18 protein-coding genes and 1 pseudogene are annotated in these 20,342 nt (G+C 60.5%); 11 read left to right on the top strand and 8 right to left on the bottom strand.

Going from position 1 to position 20,342, the window contains the following annotated elements:
* Positions 1 to 48 precede the first annotated feature (48 nt).
* From NKI05_RS30290 to groL, 11 genes are all read left to right on the top strand, one after another.
* A complete protein-coding gene (locus tag NKI05_RS30290; protein WP_023673634.1) occupies positions 49 to 1,017 on the top strand; it encodes an NUDIX hydrolase in 969 nt (322 codons plus the stop codon).
* A gap of 67 nt (positions 1,018 to 1,084) precedes the next feature.
* The gene (gene nadA / locus NKI05_RS30285; protein ID WP_352544302.1) at positions 1,085 to 2,059 is read left to right on the top strand and encodes a quinolinate synthase NadA; all 975 of its coding nucleotides are present in this window, start codon (positions 1,085 to 1,087) and stop codon (positions 2,057 to 2,059) included.
* Positions 2,056 to 3,597, top strand: a complete 1,542-nt coding sequence (locus tag NKI05_RS30280) for an L-aspartate oxidase (protein WP_352793968.1) — start codon at positions 2,056 to 2,058, stop codon at positions 3,595 to 3,597. Before nadA ends, NKI05_RS30280 begins: the two co-directional genes overlap by 4 nt.
* The gene (gene nadC, locus NKI05_RS30275) at positions 3,597 to 4,451 is read left to right on the top strand and encodes a carboxylating nicotinate-nucleotide diphosphorylase (RefSeq protein WP_352793966.1); all 855 of its coding nucleotides are present in this window, start codon (positions 3,597 to 3,599) and stop codon (positions 4,449 to 4,451) included. The genes NKI05_RS30280 and nadC overlap by 1 nt, the downstream gene beginning before the upstream one ends.
* 92 nt (positions 4,452 to 4,543) lie before the next feature.
* On the top strand, positions 4,544 to 5,557 hold the full coding sequence (bioB, locus tag NKI05_RS30270) for a biotin synthase BioB (protein ID WP_023727898.1): 1,014 nt from the start codon (positions 4,544 to 4,546) through the stop codon (positions 5,555 to 5,557).
* Complete coding sequence (locus NKI05_RS30265) at positions 5,554 to 6,705, top strand: 8-amino-7-oxononanoate synthase (RefSeq protein ID WP_352793964.1); 1,152 nt, start codon at positions 5,554 to 5,556, stop codon at positions 6,703 to 6,705. Before bioB ends, NKI05_RS30265 begins: the two co-directional genes overlap by 4 nt.
* A complete protein-coding gene (bioD, locus tag NKI05_RS30260; protein WP_352793962.1) occupies positions 6,702 to 7,337 on the top strand; it encodes a dethiobiotin synthase in 636 nt (211 codons plus the stop codon). Before NKI05_RS30265 ends, bioD begins: the two co-directional genes overlap by 4 nt.
* Positions 7,337 to 8,602, top strand: a complete 1,266-nt coding sequence (locus NKI05_RS30255) for an adenosylmethionine--8-amino-7-oxononanoate transaminase (RefSeq protein ID WP_023673641.1) — start codon at positions 7,337 to 7,339, stop codon at positions 8,600 to 8,602. The genes bioD and NKI05_RS30255 overlap by 1 nt, the downstream gene beginning before the upstream one ends.
* Positions 8,599 to 9,582 (top strand): 3-oxopimeloyl-[acyl-carrier-protein] synthase BioZ, encoded by a 984-nt coding sequence (gene bioZ / locus NKI05_RS30250; protein WP_352793960.1) that lies wholly within the window; start codon positions 8,599 to 8,601, stop codon positions 9,580 to 9,582. Before NKI05_RS30255 ends, bioZ begins: the two co-directional genes overlap by 4 nt.
* Positions 9,583 to 10,000: 418 nt before the next feature.
* A complete protein-coding gene (groES, locus tag NKI05_RS30245; RefSeq protein ID WP_019863563.1) occupies positions 10,001 to 10,297 on the top strand; it encodes a co-chaperone GroES in 297 nt (98 codons plus the stop codon).
* 63 nt (positions 10,298 to 10,360) lie between these two features.
* Positions 10,361 to 12,025 (top strand): chaperonin GroEL, encoded by a 1,665-nt coding sequence (gene groL, locus NKI05_RS30240; RefSeq protein WP_286460910.1) that lies wholly within the window; start codon positions 10,361 to 10,363, stop codon positions 12,023 to 12,025.
* A 1,236-nt stretch (positions 12,026 to 13,261) separates the two neighbouring features.
* On the opposite strand, the pseudogene NKI05_RS30230 reads toward groL, so the two are convergent.
* The 8 genes and pseudogenes from NKI05_RS30230 to NKI05_RS30195 form a co-directional block, all read right to left on the bottom strand.
* Positions 13,262 to 13,903 (bottom strand): annotated as a pseudogene (locus NKI05_RS30230) (IS6 family transposase); the annotation flags it as partial.
* Positions 13,904 to 14,080: 177 nt separating this feature from the next.
* The gene (locus NKI05_RS30225; protein ID WP_352793956.1) at positions 14,081 to 14,767 is read right to left on the bottom strand and encodes a response regulator; all 687 of its coding nucleotides are present in this window, start codon (positions 14,765 to 14,767) and stop codon (positions 14,081 to 14,083) included.
* Between the two features lie 713 nt (positions 14,768 to 15,480).
* The gene (gene virB11, locus NKI05_RS30220; protein ID WP_023673699.1) at positions 15,481 to 16,521 is read right to left on the bottom strand and encodes a P-type DNA transfer ATPase VirB11; all 1,041 of its coding nucleotides are present in this window, start codon (positions 16,519 to 16,521) and stop codon (positions 15,481 to 15,483) included.
* On the bottom strand, positions 16,505 to 17,644 hold the full coding sequence (gene virB10, locus NKI05_RS30215) for a type IV secretion system protein VirB10 (RefSeq protein WP_023679589.1): 1,140 nt from the start codon (positions 17,642 to 17,644) through the stop codon (positions 16,505 to 16,507). Before virB10 ends, virB11 begins: the two co-directional genes overlap by 17 nt.
* A complete protein-coding gene (locus tag NKI05_RS30210) occupies positions 17,637 to 18,521 on the bottom strand; it encodes a TrbG/VirB9 family P-type conjugative transfer protein (protein WP_023679588.1) in 885 nt (294 codons plus the stop codon). Before NKI05_RS30210 ends, virB10 begins: the two co-directional genes overlap by 8 nt.
* Complete coding sequence (locus NKI05_RS30205) at positions 18,518 to 19,231, bottom strand: type IV secretion system protein VirB8 (RefSeq protein WP_352793954.1); 714 nt, start codon at positions 19,229 to 19,231, stop codon at positions 18,518 to 18,520. The genes NKI05_RS30210 and NKI05_RS30205 overlap by 4 nt, the downstream gene beginning before the upstream one ends.
* A complete protein-coding gene (locus tag NKI05_RS30200; protein WP_081731114.1) occupies positions 19,228 to 19,386 on the bottom strand; it encodes a type IV secretion system lipoprotein VirB7 in 159 nt (52 codons plus the stop codon). The genes NKI05_RS30205 and NKI05_RS30200 overlap by 4 nt, the downstream gene beginning before the upstream one ends.
* 27 nt (positions 19,387 to 19,413) lie before the next feature.
* A complete protein-coding gene (locus NKI05_RS30195) occupies positions 19,414 to 20,301 on the bottom strand; it encodes a type IV secretion system protein (RefSeq protein ID WP_023762840.1) in 888 nt (295 codons plus the stop codon).
* Between the last annotated feature and the right edge of the window lie 41 nt (positions 20,302 to 20,342).

The following is a 20,342-nucleotide window of genomic DNA, read 5'->3' as shown; positions in this document are numbered from 1 at the left end:
GGCACGCTTACACTAAATCGATTAAGGTGCCCCCGAGCTGGCCAAATAATGGACGATCAGGCAATAGGACTCAGGAAAGACAGAGCCGCCGGCAAGGCCGACAACGTCAAAGTGGACTTGATCGCCTTTGTGGTCGCCGTAAACGGCAGTCAACCCTGTGTCCTCACCATCGGCCAGGCGGACACCTTGCCCTCCGGTCCCTTTGCGCTTGAGCACCGATCGCTGCAATCCGGCTTGAGGGGGTGGGTCGAGCAGCAAACCGGCCATCGGCTGGGGTACATTGAGCAACTCTACACGTTCGCGGATCGGGATCGCATCGGCGCCGAGCGCCAGCAGCGCGTCATCTCCATCAGCTATCTGGCATTGACGCGCAAGGAACAGGCAGCGGGCTCGCCCAAGTGCGGATGGCAGAGTTGGTATGAATATTTTCCATGGGAGGACCACCGCTCCGGCACGCCTGCGGTCGTGCTGGACGTTCTGCGGCCGCGCCTGATCGAATGGGCAAACGGCGTTGGCGATTCGGCCACGCGACGTGAACGCTGGCAGCGGGCGACGATAGCCTTTGGCTTCGACGACCGCCTTTGGAACGAGGAACTCACGCTTCAACGCTATGAGTTAGTCTACGAAGCAGGCCTGGTCCAAGAGGCCGTAAGAGGGCGGGACGCAGGACCCCCGCCGCTGGTGCCCAGCAAGTCCATGGTCGCCGATCATCGCCGCATCGTGGCGACCGGCATTGCGCGGCTGCGCTCCAAGATCAAATACCGCCCAGTCGTCTTTGAGCTGATGCCGCCGGTCTTCACGCTTTTGCAGCTGCAGCGAACCGTGGAGGCGCTCGCCGGCAGGCTCATCCACAAGCCGAACTTTCGCCGACTGATCGAACAGCAGGAGCTGGTCGAGGAGACCGGAGAGGCCACCACTGAGACCGGCGGCCGGCCAGCGAAGCTTTTCCGTTTCCGCCACGCCGTTCTCGACGATAGGCTCATCGCCGGGACAAAATTGCCGCTGGCGCGGGGTTGACATCCCTTATACTCACAGCAAGTATATGCTGGTTATTTTCAGTTAGAGTATAAGCGGGAGGGGGTCTATGGGCGCCATGCTGCCTACGGCCGCGTTGCTCTACGAGCGCGTCCGACGAGTGATCCCGCCGATCGAATGGCCGGCTTTCGCCGAGGATATCGAGGCGATCCTTGCGCTGAAGCGCGAGCGCAACGCGATCATCCTGGCGCACAACTATCAGACGCCCGAGATCTTCCACTGCGTGGCCGACATCGTCGGCGACAGCTTGGCACTAGCCCGCACGGCCGCGACGGTCGAGGCGCAAGTCATCGTGCTGGCCGGCGTCCATTTCATGGCCGAAACGGCCAAGCTCCTTAATCCGGGCAAGACCGTGCTCATTCCGGATCTCAGCGCCGGTTGCTCGTTGGCGGACTCAATCACGGCAGAAGACGTGCGCTTGATGCGCCAGCGTTATCCCGGCGTTCCGATCATCACTTATGTAAATACGTCCGCCGAAGTGAAGGCCGAGTCGGATATCTGCTGTACATCCGGCAACGCCAAGGCGGTCGTCGAATCCCTTGGGGTTCCCCGGGTGATCATGTTGCCGGACGAATATCTGGCCCAGAATATCGCCGCCCAGACAGATGTGCAGATCATCGCCTGGAAAGGGCGTTGCGAGGTGCATGAGCGCTTTACACCGGCCGACATCCGCGAGTTACGCGAAAGCCATCCCGGCGTGGTCGTGCTCGCCCATCCCGAATGCCCGCCCGACGTCGTGGCTGAAGCCGATTTTTCCGGCTCGACGGCTGCCATGTCCGACTATGTCGAAAGGCAAAGGCCGCCACGTGTCGTGCTGATGACGGAATGCTCAATGAGCGACAACGTCGCGTTAGCGCACCCAGAGGTCGAGTTCATCCGGCCCTGCAATTTGTGCCCGCATATGAAGCGGATCACGCTTGCCAACATCCGCACGGCGCTCGAGCAGAACCACCATGTCGTAACCGTCGAACCCGGGATCGCCGGGCGCGCGCGGCTAGCGGTCGAACGGATGCTGGCAGTTTGAGCGCCGACCCCCGCAGCTTCTTCGGGCGGCCCATCATCATCGGCGGCGGCATCGCCGGACTGATGACCGCGCTTCAACTGTCGCCGGAGCCGGTGCTTCTTCTGTCAAGGTCGCTGCTGGGAGCTGACAACTCGAGCACCTGGGCCCAGGGGGGCCTGGCTGCAAGTTTCGGCGAAGACGACGATCCGGCAATGCACCTGGCCGATACGGTTGCCGCCGGGGATGGTCTCTGCGACAGAGCCGTGGCGAGCCGCATCCTCCAAGCCGCGCCCAAGGCCATAGAGGGGCTTGCGGGCTTTGGGGTTCGCTTTGACCGCACGCCGGAAGGATCACTGTGCCTCGGATTGGAGGCCGCACACAGCCGACGTCGCATCGTTCATGCGCATGGGGACGGCACCGGGCGTGAGATCATGCGTGCGCTGATCGCGGCTGTGCGTTCCACTCCGTCGATAGTTGTCGTGGAGGGCGTGGAAGCGCGCCGGCTCGCCGTGCGAGAGAATGCGATCCGAGGCGTCTGGGCGAGCTGTTCGATCGCACCTTTCTTCTTCGGCTCACGGCGGGTCGTCCTCGCCACCGGTGGCATCGGGGGACTGTTTTTCGACACCACGAACCCTTGGGGCAGTTGCGGACAAGGCCTTGCGCTTGCGGCCCGCGCTGGAGCTGTCCTAGCCGACCTCGAATTCATCCAGTTCCACCCGACCGCGCTTGACGGCCCAGAACGCCCAATGGCGCTGGTCAGCGAGGCTGTGCGAGGCGAAGGTGCTGCCCTGATCGATGAAACCGGCCAGGCTTTTCTCCAGAGCGTGCCAGGGGCGGAACTTGCGCCTCGCGATGTCTTGGCCCGCGCCGTGTGGAACCACCTTGCGGACGGCCACCATGTTTTTCTCGATGCCCGACAACGGCCAGGCCCGGCATTCGCTCGACATTTCCCGACAATCGCATCAGCCTGCCTTGGAGCGGGCATCAATCCCGCGCGCGATCTCATCCCCATTCGTCCGGCCCAACACTACCACATGGGTGGCGTTGCCGTGGACAGCTCGGGCAGGACCTCCGTCAAGGGGCTGTGGGCCTGCGGCGAAGTCGCTTCGACAGGACTGCATGGCGCCAACAGGCTCGCCAGCAATTCCTTGACCGAGGCAATCGTGTGCGCCCGCTGGGTCGCTGAAAGCGTCGCCGGAACGCCTGCGCGCAGAACAAGGCCTGCGTTTGCGAACGTCTACCCACCGCCCGCTCCGATAGCCGTGCGCGTTTTTCTGTCGCGCGCACTCGGCATCGTCCGGGATGGTCAAGGGTTGAAAGCAGCCGCGCGTGCCTTATTGCCGCTCGCCGAAAGCAAGGATGCGGTCTCGGATCCGGCGGCTGTCGGGCTAATGATTGCTGTTGCCGCCTTGTTGCGCGAAGAAAGCCGCGGCGCTCATTACCGGACAGATTTTCCTCATCATGCGACTGCCGCCCGACGGTCCGAAATCACGCTCGAAGCCGCCTTGGCGGCTGCGCGGGAACTCGGACACTCGCCAAGCTCCGAAGGTGCAAAGTGATGATGCTCTCACCGCTCCCCACGGTCCTGCTTGAGCCGCTTGTACGGGCATCTCTTCTTGAAGACCTTGGCAGAGCCGGCGACTTGACCACGGACGCCATCGTCCCGAAGGAATACCAAGCGGGAACCGTGTTGGTGGCGCGACAGTCCGGAGTTGTCGCCGGCATCGATCTGGCGATGCTCGCTTTCGGCATGATTGATCCTGGTGTCGAAATCTCCGTGGAGCGGACAGACGGCTGCAATGTCGTGGATGGAGAGGTCATTGCATCAGTGGCTGGCCCGGCCCGAGCCATTCTCACAGCGGAAAGGACGGCACTCAATTTTTTGTGCCATCTGAGCGGCATCGCCACAGCAACGGCATCGATCGTCGCTGCGGTTCGTGGATATGGCGCGAAGATCGTCTGCACCCGCAAGACAACGCCCGGATTGCGGGCAGTCGAAAAGTATGCCGTGCGCGCAGGTGGCGGGTCCAATCACCGCTTCGGCCTGGACGATGCAATTTTGATCAAGGACAACCACATCGCCATCGCAGGCGGCGTCCGGCCAGCGCTCGAGCGAGCACGAAGAGCGGCCGGTCATCTCGTCAAGATCGAAGTCGAAGTCGATACTCTGGCCCAGCTGGAGGAGGTACTTGGCTTCGCTCCCGATGCGGTTCTGCTCGACAACATGTCCCTCCCCGATCTTCGCCGCGCCGTCGCAATGGTCGGTGGCCGCGCTATCACCGAGGCTTCTGGCGGGATCACGTCGCATACAGCGCGAGCGGTTGCCGCGACCGGCGTTGATCTGATTTCGGTCGGCCGACTCATCCACAGCGCGCCGATCCTGGATATCGGCCTCGACCATCGGGGCTCATGATTGTCTGAGTAACGAACAGGATCGGGTCAACTGTCCTTTCCGATCATCATAGTCAGATAGCAAAGACCCGCAAGACAGACCGGAGGAACAGCATGGAGATGCAAACGACAAGTTCAACGCAGACATCGCCGCACGCTCAATCGCCTGACCCGCCTGACGCTGGAGCGTGGACCCTGGAAAAGGCTCAGGCACTTTACCATGCCCCCTTCAACAATCTCCTCTTCCTGGCGCAGACCGTGCACCGCCAGAATTTCGATCCAAACAAGGTCCAGCTCAGCCGGCTGCTCAGCATCAAGACCGGAGGATGCCCGGAGGATTGTGGCTATTGCAGCCAGTCGGCGCGTCACGAAACCGGGTTGGAGGCGTCCAAGCTGATGGATGTCAGGCGCGTCATCGCCGAAGCGACCAAGGCGCGTGATGCCGGCGCCACCCGTTATTGCATGGGCGCGGCCTGGCGAAACCCCAAGGCGCGCGACATGGATGCGGTGGTGGCGATGGTCGAAGGCGTCAAGGCGCTGGGCCTGGAGACCTGCATGACACTCGGCATGCTCGATCTTGAGCAAGCCGCTCGACTGAAGCAGGCGGGTCTCGACTACTACAACCACAACATCGATACGTCAGAACGCTACTATAGCGAGATCATCGGTACGCGGAGCTTTGCCGAGCGGCTCGAGACGCTCGAGCACGTTCGCAAATCCGGCATCAAGGTCTGCTGTGGAGGCATTGTCGGCATGGGCGAGGAGCCGGTGGACCGGATCGACATGCTGGTGACGCTGGCCAATCTCCCGGAACATCCGCAAAGCGTTCCGATCAACATGCTGATCCCGATCGCCGGTACGCCGCTTGCAGACGCCAAGCCCATTGAGCCGATCGAATTCGTGCGCGTGATCGCGCTGGCGCGCATCATGATGCCGAAATCGCATGTCCGTCTGTCCGCCGGCCGCACCGCGATGACCGACGAGATGCAGGCGCTGTGCTTTTTTGCCGGCGCCAACTCGATCTTCTTCGGCGACACGCTGCTGACGGCGGACAATCCCGGTGAGGACAAGGATACCCTGCTGTTCCGGCGCCTTGGCATCGATCCGATGGAACTCGAGGCGCAATGAACGGGGCGCCGCTTGCCCGTTTTGATGCGACCTTGCAGGGACTAGCGCGCAAGGACCGGCTGCGGACGCTTTCGCCCCGCGCCGGGCTGGACTTCTCGTCGAACGACTATCTCGGGCTGGCCGCGTCCAGAAGACTTGGCGATGCGGTTGTGGCGGCGATTGCGCGGGGCACGCCGGTTGGCGCCACCGGGTCGCGGCTGTTGCGCGGCAATGCACCGGAACACGAGCAGCTCGAGGCAGATGCGGCGGCATTCTTTGGAGCCGACCGCGCGCTGTTCTTCGGCAGCGGCTACATCGCCAACTTCGCTCTGCTGAGTGCCCTGCCGCAGAAGGGCGATCTTTTGGTCCTCGATGAGCTCGCCCATGCCAGCATGCATGAGGGTGCGCAGGCCGGGCACGCACAGTTCGTGCTGGCCGCGCACAACGACGCCACCGCTGTCGAGGATGCGATTACACGGTGGCGCGTCGCAGGCGGCATGGGATGCGTCTGGATCGCGGTGGAAAGCCTTTACAGCATGGATGGCGACTGCGCGCCTTTGGAGAGCCTGGTCGCGCTTGCCGATCGGCACGGCGCATTCATCGTCATTGATGAGGCGCATGCCACCGGCGTCTGGGGACCGGACGGCCGGGGGCTTGCCGCCGCTTTCGAGGGCCGAGACAACATCATAGCGCTCCACACCTGCGGCAAGGCGCTCGGCGCATCTGGTGGGCTCGTGACCGGGCCGAGGGCACTGTGCGAATATCTGATCAACCGTTGCCGGGCATTCATCTACGCGACCGCGCCATCGCCACTGATGGCGGTCGTGGCGCGCGAGGCACTCGCAATGCTCGCCGACGAGCCTATGCGGCGTGTTCAGCTGCATGAACGCGTCGCCAGCGCCGGCCGGTTGGTCAATCGCTGTGGTGTGACACCAAGTGGCTCTCAGATCCAGCCCTTAGTAATCGGCGATGTCAGGCGCACCATGGCGGTGGCGGCGCGCCTGCAGGTCCGCGGCTTCGACATACGCGGCGTTCGTCCTCCGACCGTGCCCGAGGGCACGTCGCGGCTGCGCATCTCACTGACGCTCAATATTGGCGAAGCCGACATTTCCGCCATGGTCGAGGCGCTGGTCGAGGTGTTGGCCCAAACATCACCGGAGGCGATATGACCCAACGCATCGTCATCACCGGAACGGATACCGGAGTTGGCAAGACCGTGTTTGCGGCTGGGCTCGCCGGTTTGCTGGACGGCTTTTACTGGAAACCGGTGCAATCGGGCCTCGACGGCGAGACCGACAGCGAGGTTGTCGCGCGGCTTGCCGGCTTGCCCTCAGAGCGCGTGCTGCCGGAAGCCTACCGCTTGCAGAGCCCGCTGTCGCCGCATCGTTCGGCCGAGATCGACGGCGTGGCGATCAAGGCTGCCGATCTTGCTTTTCCCGTCCTACCGACGCCGCTCGTCATCGAAGGCTCCGGCGGCCTAATGGTGCCGCTCAACCGGCGCACAAGGTTAATCGACATCTTCGCTGAATGGCGGCTGCCCGTTATTCTGTGCGCCCGCACCACACTCGGCACCATCAACCACACCTTGCTATCGGTCGAGGCGCTCCGCGCACGCTCCATCCCGTTGGCGGGCATCGCTTTCATCGGCGATGAGATGGCCGATACGCAACGGACCATCGTGGAATTCAGCGGTGCGCCGCAGCTCGGCAGGCTGCCGCACCTCGATGTGCTGACGGGCAAAACACTGAGGGACGCAATGGTTGCCGGCTTCGCCTTCGCCTCGATTACTGGAGGTGACTGATGTCGCAGTCTCATGTGTGGCATCCCTTCACCCAGCACGCGCTCGAGCCTGCGATCCCAGAAATCGTCCTGACTGAGGGCGCCTATCTCCACAGGGCCGACGGCGCCCGCATCCTGGACGCCATCTCCTCCTGGTGGGTCGTCACACATGGCCACCGCCATCCCCGCATCATGAAGGCAATCGAGACAACCGCGTCGAGCCTCGACCAGATTATCTTTGCGGGCTTCACGCACGAGCCGGCAGAGCGCTTGGCCAAGGCGCTTGTCGGCCTCGCTCCCGCTGGACTCGACTGGGTGTTCTATTCCGACAGTGGCTCGACCTCAGTCGAAGTCGCGCTGAAGATGGCGCTCGGTTATTTCCGCAACATCGGCGCGCCGCGCTCGCGCATCGTCGTCATGGAGCACAGCTATCATGGTGACACGATTGGAACGATGAGCGTCGGTGCGCGTGGCGTGTTCAACGCCGCCTATGAACCCTTGCTGTTCGAGGTCGACATCATCCCCTTTCCGGCCGCGGGGCACGAGCAGGAGACGCTGGATCGTTTCGAGGCTGTGACCCGCGATCGACGAGCCGCAGCCTTGATCGTCGAGCCGCTGGTGCTGGGCGCCGGCGGCATGCTGATGTATCCAGCATCGGTTCTGGCCGAATTGAAGAAGATCACTGAGGCCTCCGGCTCGCTGCTGATCGCCGACGAGGTGATGACCGGCTGGGGACGCACCGGAACCATGTTCGCCTGCGAGCAGGCATCGATTTCTCCAGATATCCTGTGCACCTCCAAGGGCTTGACCGGCGGCACCATCCCGCTGGCCGTAACGCTTGTCACCGATGCCATCTTCCGGGCGCACTATTCCGAGGACCGGAAGAAGACGTTTTTCCATTCGAGCTCCTACACCGCCAATCCGATTGCCTGTGCGGCAGCACTCGCCAATGTCGAGATCTGGCGTGACGAGCCAGTGGCCGGGCGGATCACGGCCTTGAGCGTGATGCAGGCCGTCGGGCTGCAACGCTTTCGGGACAATCCATATTTTGCCGACTGTCGAGCCACGGGAACGATCGCGGCGCTCGACCTGCGAACCGGTTCAGCAGGTTATCTCGCCGAGATTGGTCCGAAGCTGCGCGCTTTCTTCCTCGAGCGCGGCCTGCTTGTGCGCCCGCTCGGCAATGTCCTCTACCTTCTGCCACCCTATTGCATCGCAGGCGACGAGCTCGAACGACTCTATGACGCCATCGAGGAGGCCGGGGAACGCTTCGGGTCAAGGCCATGAGCAAGTCGTCGCGCATTCTCGGACTTGGCCATCACGTGCCTGGGCGCAAGGTGGCCAATGCCGAGATCGAGAGCAATCTCGGCCTCGAGCCGGGCTGGATCGAAAGGCGTACCGGAATCCGTTCGCGCTTCTGGGCAACGGACGAAGACACGCTGTCGGGTCTTGCCACCCGGGCTGGCGACATGGCGCTGGTGAACGCCGGTATTGCGCGCCACGACATCGGTCTGCTGTTGCTTGCCACCTCGACGCCCGACCATCTTCTGCCGCCAAGCGCGCCGCTGGTCGCACACAAGCTTGGCCTTGGCCGCGCAGGCGCGGTCGATCTGACCGGCGCCTGCGCCGGCTTCATCTATGCGCTCATGTTTGCGGACGGGTTCACCCGCCTGCATGGCAAACCAGCGCTGGTCATCGCCGCCAACATCCTCAGCCGCCGCATCAACCCAGCCGAGCGCGCGAGCTCAGTCCTGTTCGCCGATGCCGCCGGCGCCCTGGTGATCGGTCAGTGCGATGATGCTGATCGGGGCATTCTCGGTGCCTCGGTGGCTTCGGACGGCTCGCGCTACGGGCTGATCCAGATTCCCGCAGGAGGAAGCAACACGCCGTTCCATGGCGACCTCGACCTCGGGCAGACCCGGATGACGATGACCGACGGGCCCGAAGTGTTCGCAAAGGCCGTCGAGATGATGACCGATTGCTCGACAGCCGCGCTAGCCACTGCGGGAGTGCGGCCACACAATGTCGGCCGGTTTGTGCCGCATCAGGCCAATACTCGGATTTTCGGCGCGGTCGGAAGGAACCTCGGCATTGCGGACCAAGCAATTGTCAAGACGATTGCCAAATACGGCAACTCTTCGGCCGCGACGGTCCCGCTGTCGCTCTCGCTCGCCAACCAGATGAAGCCATTCCAGCCAGGAGAGAAAATCCTTCTGGCGGCGGCGGGTGCGGGTCTCAGCGGCGGCGCTCTCGTGGTTGGAATCTAGCCGGCCGGCTCACGCGCGCAGGACTGGTCATGAATGGCAATAGGAGCAACAGAACCAATGCCAAAAAATGGCCTTCTGAAGCTCGACATGACCAAGCTGACGCAGCACCACCCGTGCGAGCCTCTGGATGAGTTCAAATGCAACACCCGTTGCACCAATCGTACCATCTGAATAAAGCTCAATTACAAAGGGTGAGCCGCCCCATATATGTCGGATACCCGACATTGTTCACATAAAAGGCTCGATGCTTACACGCTCTTTGCTGTCTTCTCTTTTCTCTTTGCTCTTTGCTCTTCCGTCTTGACTAGCAGGAGCCTGCGGCTTATCTCATTGCCGCGTTAGCACTCGCTTCGGCTGAGTGCTAGGCATGCTCCGGCAACGGAGCACCGTTCAACATCCGCACCAAGGAAATCCAAAAATGGCAAAGTCGAATTTCCGGCCGCTGCATGACCGCGTGGTCGTACGCCGGGTCGAATCCGAATCCAAGACCGCCGGCGGGATCATCATCCCGGATACGGCAAAGGAAAAGCCGCAGGAAGGCGAGATCATCGCTGTCGGCTCCGGCGCTCGCGACGAAGCCGGCAAGCTGGTCCCGCTGGACGTCAAGGCCGGCGACCGCATCCTGTTCGGCAAGTGGTCGGGCACCGAAGTCAAGCTCAATGGCGAAGACCTTCTGATCATGAAGGAATCCGACATTATGGGCATCATCGGCTGATTATCGGCCTCACCGTCAACTAATTTCGGGCTTGATCGCAAGCCCCCTGCCAGGAGCTAAAAAATGGCTGCTAAAGACGTAAAATTCTCCCGCGATGCCCGTGAGCGCATGCTTCACGGCATCAACATCCTCGCCGATGCGGTGAAGGTGACCCTCGGTCCCAAGGGCCGCAACGTCGTCATCGACAAGTCGTTCGGCGCACCGCGCATCACCAAGGACGGCGTCACCGTCGCCAAGGAAATCGAACTTTCCGACAAGTTCGAAAACATGGGCGCGCAGATGATCCGCGAAGTTGCTTCGAAGACCAACGACATCGCCGGTGATGGAACCACGACCGCGACCGTCCTGGCGCAGTCGATCGTCCAGGAAGGTAACAAGGCGGTTGCCGCCGGTATGAACCCGATGGACCTGAAGCGCGGCATCGACTTGGCCGTGACCGAAGTCGTCGCGGCTCTCGGCAACGCTGCCAAGAAGATCAAGACCTCCGAAGAAGTTGCCCAGGTCGGCACGATCGCCGGCAATGGCGACGAGTCGGTCGGCAAGATGATCGCCGAAGCGATGCAGAAGGTCGGCAACGAAGGCGTCATCACGGTTGAGGAAGCCAAGACCGCCGAGACCGAGCTGGAAGTCGTCGAAGGCATGCAGTTCGACCGCGGCTATCTCTCGCCCTACTTCGTCACCAACGCCGACAAGATGGTTGCCGAGCTCGAGGACGTCTACATCCTCCTGCACGAGAAGAAGCTCTCCAACCTCCAGGCCATGCTGCCGGTTCTCGAAGCCGTCGTGCAGACCTCCAAGCCGCTGCTCATCATCTCGGAAGACGTCGAAGGCGAGGCTCTGGCCACGCTGGTCGTCAACAAGCTGCGTGGCGGCCTGAAGATCGCCGCCGTCAAGGCGCCGGGCTTCGGTGATCGCCGCAAGGCCATGCTGGAAGACATCGCCATCCTCACCGGTGGCCAGGTCATCTCGGAAGACCTCGGCATCAAGCTCGAGAACGTCGGCCTCAACATGCTCGGCCGCGCCAAGAAGGTGTCGATCTCCAAGGAGAACACCACCATTGTCGACGGCGCCGGCAAGAAGGACGAGATCCAGGGCCGCGTTGCCCAGATCAAGCAGCAGATCGAAGAGACCACGTCGGACTACGACAAGGAGAAGCTGCAGGAACGTCTGGCGAAGCTCGCGGGCGGCGTCGCGGTGATCCGTGTCGGCGGCGCGACGGAAGTCGAAGTCAAGGAAAAGAAGGACCGCGTCGACGACGCCCTCAACGCGACCCGCGCGGCCGTGGAAGAAGGCATCGTTGCAGGCGGCGGCGTCGCACTGCTGCGCGCTTCGGCCAACATCAAGGTCACCGGCGTCAATGCCGACCAGGCTGCCGGCATCAACATCGTTCGTCGTGCACTGCAGGCTCCGGCCCGTCAGATCGCTTCGAACGCAGGTGCGGAAGCTTCGATCGTTGCCGGCAAGATCCTCGACAACAAGGGCGCGACCTACGGCTACAACGCCCAGACCGGCGAATATGGCGACATGATCGCCATGGGTATCGTCGATCCGGTCAAGGTCGTTCGCACTGCCCTCCAGGACGCGGCTTCGGTCGCCGGCCTGCTCGTCACCACCGAAGCCATGATCGCGGAGGCTCCCAAGAAGGAGTCTGCTGGCGGCGGCATGCCTGGCGGCATGGGCGGCGGCGGTATGGGCGGCATGGGCGGGATGGGCGGTATGGATTTTTAATCCAGCCCCTATCAACTTACAGCGGAAAGGGCGGCAGCAATGCCGCCCTTTCCTTGTGTGCCGAACATGATCGACACCTTGGAGTGCGTCCCGAGGATCTCGTTCGAGCCTCACCGCATGGTCGAGAATCAGGATCTTGTCCGATCGAGCAATTCGCGGGCTCAACCTGGTCAAACCGGCGCCCCCTACGAACTGCCCGATCCTTGAGGATTCCGCTGCGCGACAATCACGATGATTCATTCAGTTCGTAGCTATAGGCGGTGAATCATGAGGGGCATTGAGGAGCGTGGCAAGGCGCCCATCTCGGCTTTTAACTCCATCGAGCGTGATATCAGGGACAATTCTCTCATCGGAACCGGCGGCTGGCGTTGAAGGACCCGGTGAATCATCCTGTTCTATAGTGGAGCAGACGCGCTCTGAGCCTCAAGATCAAGCGTTTCCTCCTCTGAGTATCCTTGATCTGCCGCTGGACATTCTCGTTGATATTGCTGAGCGGCTCAGCCCGATGGATCTGCTGAGGATTTCGCACACAAATCAAGAGCTGCGTGTCGCCGCGATGATAGTCGCAACGCCTCAAGAAAGGCGGATTCAGGTTCAGGCCATCTGTGGCAGCCTTGCAACCGGGCTCCAGCAGCGCCTCGTCGTCGTGGCCGAGGGGCCTCGTGACCCCGACGACTGCGCTTCGGCCTTGTGGGGCCTCGGAGCGGGCGTGGCAGCGCTTGCACCCGAGCTCCAGCGGCGTCTCATCCTCCTCGCCGAAGGGCTTGAGCCCAGGTCTCAGACCATTGCCCTGGAGGGCCTCGGAGCAGGCGTGGGTGGCGGACATAGCAGCCTGTCCCATACCTATGAATACGTTTGGCTGATGCAGACCGATGGCTGCGCGTCGAAGCCGAAGCCGTCGAGTTCGCGGACAAACGTGAACTGCGCGATCTTGCTCGACATGAGCGTGTCGAGCTGGTCGCGGATCGCCGTCAACTTCAGCCGATCCAGGATTGCGATCAGCAGGTCATGATCTATGGTCGTCATCACCAGCTCCCTCCGGCCACCGCTTCGTACTCGGCGAGTGGCCGCAGCAAGGTGGCCGGGGGTGATCTTGATGCGCTCGGCGCGCACCGGCCCTTCGAAGCCGGCAACGCCGGCAAAAGGCTCTGTCGCAAACCTGGAAATTGGGTTGTGAACGGCCATTTCGGCCTGTCCGTCAGGCAGCTGGATATCGAAACAGCGATCGACAGACTTGTAGGCATACCTCGCCTGTCGCTTGCCCATCATGTGGATCATCTCGATGCCGGAGAGGATAACCACGTCGTTCGCATGCGACTTGAAGCCGAGCATGGATCGAATGCGGCGCTTGATACGCCGGTGATCCTGTTCGATCCGATTGTTGAGATGCGGGCTATTACGGATGCCGGATCGGCTTCAGCGGTCGCCGCGATCGCTGCCGCAGCCGGCTTTCAGCGTCGCAGGAAAGGATTGCTTCGGTCTGGCTGCCGTCGATGACGATGCGCTCCGGCCGGCCATGGCGCGTCAGCGCCTTGCGGAGGAAGCGTTGGGCCGCCACCAGGTCACGGTTTTCGCTAAAGAAGAACTCGACCGTGTCGCCGAGGATGTCGATAGCGCGGTAGAGATACATCCATGGCCGCGGACCTTGATGTACGTCTCGTCCATATGCCACTTGCTGCCGACCACACGCTTGCGCCGGTTGAAGCGCTCCAGCAGCTCGGCGAGAAGTGGGCGACCCAGCGATGCACAGTGGAGTGGTCGACCTTCAACGCGTTCGGCCATCATCTCTTCCAGATCGCGCAGGCTCAGAGTGTAGGCCAGGTACCAGCGCACGCACAGCAGGATCACCGACTGGTCCAAATGGCGGCCCTTTAACATCACGTGCTCCTCCACAGCTGAGGCGTTTTTCTTGCCATGCTCGCTTACAAAAAGGTTTGCGACAGAGCCGTTCGAACCGCATGCCGACACCATCGTCAAGGGCGGCCGCGATGTCCATTATGGCCACAAGCTCGACCTCACGACGGGCAGGCAGTCTGTTCTTTCAATTTGGACCAACTATGCGGATGCCGCCTCAGTCAATTCAAGAATGTAACCAATGCCGCGCACGGTCGTGATACGTGGCGTTGCACCTGACCTACTCAGGTGTCCACGTAAGCGATAGATTCCGACTTCAAGCGCGTTGGCAGATACCTCGTCGTTGAACGAATAGAGGTGATCTTCCAACTGCGCACGAGGCACGATGCGGCCTGCACGGATAAGCAGATGCTCTAAAATACATAGTTCGCGGCGTGCGATCTTCAGAGGATGACCCGAGACGGAAACCCGTCGGCCGATCGGATCGAAATTGAGATTGCCAAATACAACGATGGGGTCGGTCACCTGTGTCGACCGGCGCAGAATGGCTCTCATTCTGGCGATGAGCTCATCGAAAGAGACGGGCTTGAGCAGAAAGTCGTCCGCGCCACCGTTGAAAATTGCAATTCGCTTCTCGAGATCGTTGATGCTACTCATAATGAGGGTTGGAACTGAATGCCCGTCGCTCCTTAGCTGTCTCAGCCAGCCCAAGCCATCGCCATCTGGCAGAGCCAACTCCAGCAGGAGAATTTCATAGTTTGCGCAACAAAATGCCCTCGACGCCTGTTCCAGGTTGCCAACTACATCAACGGCAAAACCGCTATCCCCGAGCGCAACTCGCACAGCGCGCGTAAGATCCACATGATGATCAATGAGCAGCGTTCGCATTTCACGTCCTATCAAGGTCGGACAGGTCACCGTCCGCTGTAAGACCGGGGCGACAGCAGAAGTCGCGCAACTCTTCGTAGTGTTCGTAACGCTCTTTCCGATGGGTGATCGCGGGAGCATGCAAGCCGCACGCCTGCAATAGTCGAGGATGGAACACGTGAAGACCTGTTAGCGGGCTGAAACCGTCGGTCGGCGGGCCCACAATGCCACCGACTCTGCCTGCGAGTTCTCTGCGCATCGATCCTCCTATGGGTTGCGTCGCAAACTCCAGCTGAGGTCGCAAGGGTGCGGCTTTATTCATTGAGAGGACCCCCTGGAGGCAATACCAGGAGGATTCCCTATATGGCACTTCCCGACTTACCACCGGTCATTCCGAACCACGTTCGGCGGCTTTGAAGACACTCATTGAGCGCGGCTAGGTAAATCAAGGGTACGACCTGCCGGGTGTCGATGCCGCTTTTGAAGCAGGCATCGGCACCAGCTCGGTGAGCGTCGCCCGCGCAATTCAGCGGACGCGCTCGATACACCCAGTCGAATCGTGCCGCAACTTGCCGCGCCGACAGGGCGCCCGAAGACTTCAGACTTGTGACCGAAGGTCTACGCCCAGTCCTCCTCCCATTATCCACCTCCCTCAAATCAAAGTGGACGTTCAATCTGAACAAATTACGCCATCGTATCACAAAAGACTTACCGATCCCCGACGTGCTCTAGCCTTAGTGCTTGTTAAGAAGGTCGGCTACTGTCTCTCCGCGTCGCCGGGCATCGGCGGCGAGCCACACCTCCCCCACCTCATACACGTCGCCGTGGGTACTGAACGGCACAATGACGTCAATGGCAGCCGACAGCAGGTCAAGAAGCGTGTGGTCTTCCACAGCAGCTCCTTGCGGGCTGCTCTTGACGAGTGAAAAGAGCTTTTTAAAGCCTTGGACCGGATCCGCCCCATGAATCGTTGATATTGATCCCGCATGGCCGGAGACGACTTCGCTAAGGTAGGCCCAAGCAGCATCATCGCGCATCTCGCCAAGCAATATTCGATCAGGGCGCATGCGCAAGCTGGCTTGCAACAGTTGCTCGGCTGTCACCGCACCTACGCTTGCTCGGTCCTTCGGATAGAGTAACCGGACATGGTTCTCGTGCGGGATTGCAAGTTCGAGCGTGTCCTCGATACTTATCAGCCTCTCTTGCGGGGGTATAGCGTTGATCAAAGTCTTGCTCATTGTCGTTTTGCCGCTTCCAGTAGGTCCGCAAAGCAGCATCGTGAGCCGCCCGCAAACGCATGCTCGCAAAAATTGCTCCAAGTCACCATGGTCGTAGTGCTGAAGAATCGTTTCGTCCTGCCGCTCTTGGCGCTCCTTTCGTGACCGCCATTGATTCCAACGCGAGTATTCGTAGCGAGAAGAAACTTCCTTGAGTTCGGTCACACGACTTGAGGGACGCCGTATCGTCAGGCTTATTGTTCCTGAGGGAACAGCGGGCGGTAAACAGATCTGCAGCCGCTCTCCGTTCGGCAGCTCAGTCGCACAGAGGGGGCTTTGCGGTCCGACATCTTGCTTGCGCAGCGCTCCAGCGAGGATCGCGATGTCCTCCAGATCGTCATAAGATAGCGGCAGCGGATGTTTCGTGAAAACGCCGGCCTGTCGGACAAAGGCTTCCCCAGGCCGGTTGATAGCGACCTCTTCGGTCCTTGGCTCCTCAAGCCATTTCAAAACAGGGTTGAGAAGCAAACGCAATTGAGGGTCAGCCTCCGGTCGCATTGTTGTCTCTCCGGCGTTGGCGATGTTGGGGGGCTGGCGCCACGGCGATCGGTCTAAGATCGTATACATCTGAGAAATCGAGGTCCCGAGCCACAAAGATGGATACAGCATCTCCCTGGTTTTTCTTCAGAGTTGGCGGAACGTTGATCGTTGCTCTAAGGGTCGTGTCAACGGCTTGTCCGGCGTTGCTCTGGAAGCTGTTGATGCCGCTTCCTCCACCTGAGCTGCCAGCGTATTGACCGGCGGCCTGAAACGCGCCTTGAATGACGCTCATGAGCATTGCTCCGCCAAAGCGCTGCCAGAAGTGATTATCCACCGTGCCAGGCATTCCGGAGCGGCCGAGCTCGTCAGCGCCCGGCGACGCTAGCGAAACGAGGGCATGGTCAGGCGTTTCGATGCGCGTCCACAGCACGAAGACACGCGCATCCCCCTGTTGGAGACCACGCTGGATCTCGCCAATCACGGTCGTCCCGCGATCCAAAAGCACCACGTTGTTGGTGGCGCCGCGGACGTCTTTAGGTAAGACGCACTTCACATAACCCGGTAAATTTGTGTCGACTGCCGTTTGCAAAATGCAGGGAATTATCGTTCCTTGGGTAATCACGAGATCAGGGTGCGGCAAAAGTGTGGCCCGGCTTGGCTCCTGTATATCTGGCTTCAATCGCCCCGTCAGATCGCCAGCGTCTGAAATCTCATGCGAGGTCGCGGGAGCATCCCTATGGTTGTCTTCGCTCCGCTGACCGTCGTTGGGCATTTGACCGCTGCCACTGTAGGCGAAAATTGGTGTTTCCTCCGGCGGCGGATCAGCTGGCGCCGGAGGCGGCGTGGATGGCGCAGGATCTCCTGCCTGCGCCGCCTGTACGGGTGCTGGAGCTTCGGGAGCAATCTCAATCGGCACGGGGCGGAATGGCTCGGCGTCGGCGACAATTGGAGGTTTTGGCTGAGTTGGCTCGTCTTGTGTGCTGGGACGACCGCCGAGCCAGATGAGCGATAGAGATGAGATGAGAACAAGAGCAGCGACGGCCAACTTCTGCAATCCCGAAACATGCCGGCGGGCCGGCTCCGAGACCATCGATCCTGAGGCATGGACATCATGTCCCGACTGTGGGCCGGTTTCATTCATCGGCCGGGCCTTTCAAAACGCGCCACACGTCGGGTGTCACTGTACCGGTCCCTGGCGCTCGTCCCACAGGGTCATAAGCCCTGTTGAAAATGGACAAGACCGTATTGCCATCTCTCAGACGCCATTCCCGGGCGACTGCGGATACTTCAACATAGTCTCCTTTGACCGTGTAATTGGCAGCGGCTTCCTTGCCGTCGGGATTGATAATGTAGAGGGAGGGTATGCGGGAATTGCTTGCGAAGCCAAATACGGTGGTAAAGCCATTATCGAAAACTTCCAGCGGCGCCAGCGATCGATCGCCCTTTGCGACGTAATGAAAATTGCTTTCGTCCGGACTGGTAGTTGCGGCGGGCCGATTCAACAAATCCTGAACTCTCTCGTCGCGCAGCACTTTCGCCCGGGCCTGACCAAGAATCGAGCGCCTTTCTGCGTCCTTTCTCTGAGCAGCAGCCTCATCAGCAGGATAGGTGAACTGCACACTGTAGTATAGGTCAGGTTGCTGCTCATCGAGTTTTGGCATCGCTCTCGTTGAAATACTGAAGACGTATCTCCGTGTACCGGACTCACTCTCGGCCAGCACGATGACCGGCTGCGGCGGGAGCATCCGGCTAGCCTTAAAAAAGAGATAGTTGGCGCGCGGGAGCGCAGCCAGGTCTTTGCTATTGGAAACGGCCACGGCTGCGACTGTCTCGTTGGCCGCGAATGTGACAACCAGCGTTGCCCCCACTGCGGTAGACAGGCGCACCACTTCGTCAGGACGGTAAGCCAGGTAGCGCATGCGCGCATCATGCTTGCCGGCAAGTGGTGTGTCTTCCGCGGACGCTTCCATCGTTAAGAAGAGCGAACAGACCAGCGCGAGAAACGCTCTTTTTGTCATGGCTGCACATAGCCCAGGTTCGATACGCTATCTTCCGAGCTTTGATAGGAAGTGATGAGTAGACCTCCCGGATTGGTGAGCCTCGATTGCCCAGGCAGACCCGTCAAGCGCTCGTAGCGGATGGTAGCTGTCCAGGTGGTCACTATCGGCATCTGCCCATCGACAACAAGCGTACGTTTGTAACGGATCTGTTGAACGTCCGGACTGATGTCGTTTGAAGAAATATGCCCGACCTCGAGCTTGCCGCGCTTGCCCACCGTGACTTGCGGCGAGGTGGGATTCGGATAGTTGAAGAAATCTTGATATTGCTGTCGCACAGCCGGCGCGCTGAAACTGGATACGAGGTCATAGCCGTATTGGGCTGTATCTGCTGTGTACCCCTCGCGCAGGCGTACATATTCCCACAGCGAAGCATTTATGACGGCTCGGTCTTGGGTTGCCGGCAGTCGAGACACTGACACTTCGCTGTCGACGGTCCCATCCGGCCGGACCCAGAGGAACACAGGTACGAGCTTGGCCAACGGGACCATGGCAGCGATGGTAAATGCCTGGGCAACATTTCCTAGGACCGCCGCTGCGGCAAAGGCTATCAGGGCCTTTGACAGGCGCCGCGCAGACTTCGCTCGTGAAGTTTGAAACGCTTCCACCTTCTTATAGTGGGCGGCTAGCGTTTCTCTCTCCACCAGAAGGGCATGTTCAGGGACTTTCACTTTGGCTCTTCCGCGCATTCGACCTGAAGATCCTCAGGGGTGGTTTCCCATTGTCCCACGTTCAGTTGGAATGGGGCACCCGCGCATGTCGCAAGCCCATGGCTCGTCTTGCAGGCGGCCAAAGCGAGGATTGACAGAAGTAGGCAATATTTCATGTTTTTGGCACCGAGCTTGTCGATTGATTAGCCACCCGCCGTTTTGGCAAAGTGGCGATTGAGGCTGTTAAGAGGTCGGTTCGCACCTCCCCAAGAGCCGCCGGCGATGCTGCTGGCAATCGTCGGAAGCGCGACGATCAGAGCGTCACCAGCTAGGAAAAGCATGTCGAGCTCGTAAAGCCCGATGATCTTGGCTGCTGTCGTGCCCGAGAATTTGATCATCAAAAGCATGGCTGCCAGCGAGACTGCTTCGGCAGCGATTACTATCGTTGCAACGATGTTGAGGAGGAGAAGCAGCAGCCCGTACGAGAGCAGTTGGCCGATCCATCTGGTGGCTATGTCTCGAGTGTGATCAAAAAGGTAGCCTACAAGGACCAGGGGGCCGATCGTCAAGAGCACCTTCGTCAGAATTCCAACGGCATCGTAGATCTCGAACGCTGTCCACAGCGCGCCGTAGAAAATCCATTGCGCTCCCTCGAAAGCAAGTATGTCCTGGCCGTTCATAGGCCCAATTTCGGAAGCAATCAGCTGAAAGACATACTGGCTTGAAGCAAACATGAGATCGAGCTTCTGGGGGATTCCGATGAAGGGCAAGTCGCTGCCACTGATGTCGTGAGCCAACCTCGGAATCGTGTCGTCGAAGAGCGCTTCAATGTACTGCTGATAGTTGGCCTGCCCTAAGATAAGGGCGACGACAATCGACACCATGATTACGCGCGAGATACCCCCGCGCGCATCGACTTGACCACGCATGACCAGACAGCCTTGGATTATTATCCAGAGCGTGACACACGCAACCAGAGGCGCACTGACCGCCGCTTGGACGTTTTCAAGCACTTTGTGCAGCCCGGACGTGAAGGCCCCATGAAAGATCGTGTGTATAGTCGTGAATGGCGCGGGAATTTTGAAATTCATGGCGTGAGCCTGATGTGTCCCTGATCAGCGCAGCTGAGCCT

The sequence above is a fragment of the Mesorhizobium sp. M0771 genome (genome assembly GCF_040320155.1).
In the GTDB taxonomy this organism is placed as follows: domain Bacteria; phylum Pseudomonadota; class Alphaproteobacteria; order Rhizobiales; family Rhizobiaceae; genus Mesorhizobium.
The sequence above is the reverse complement of the archived record's forward strand: the minus strand, read 5'-3'. Positions and strand labels throughout refer to the sequence as shown.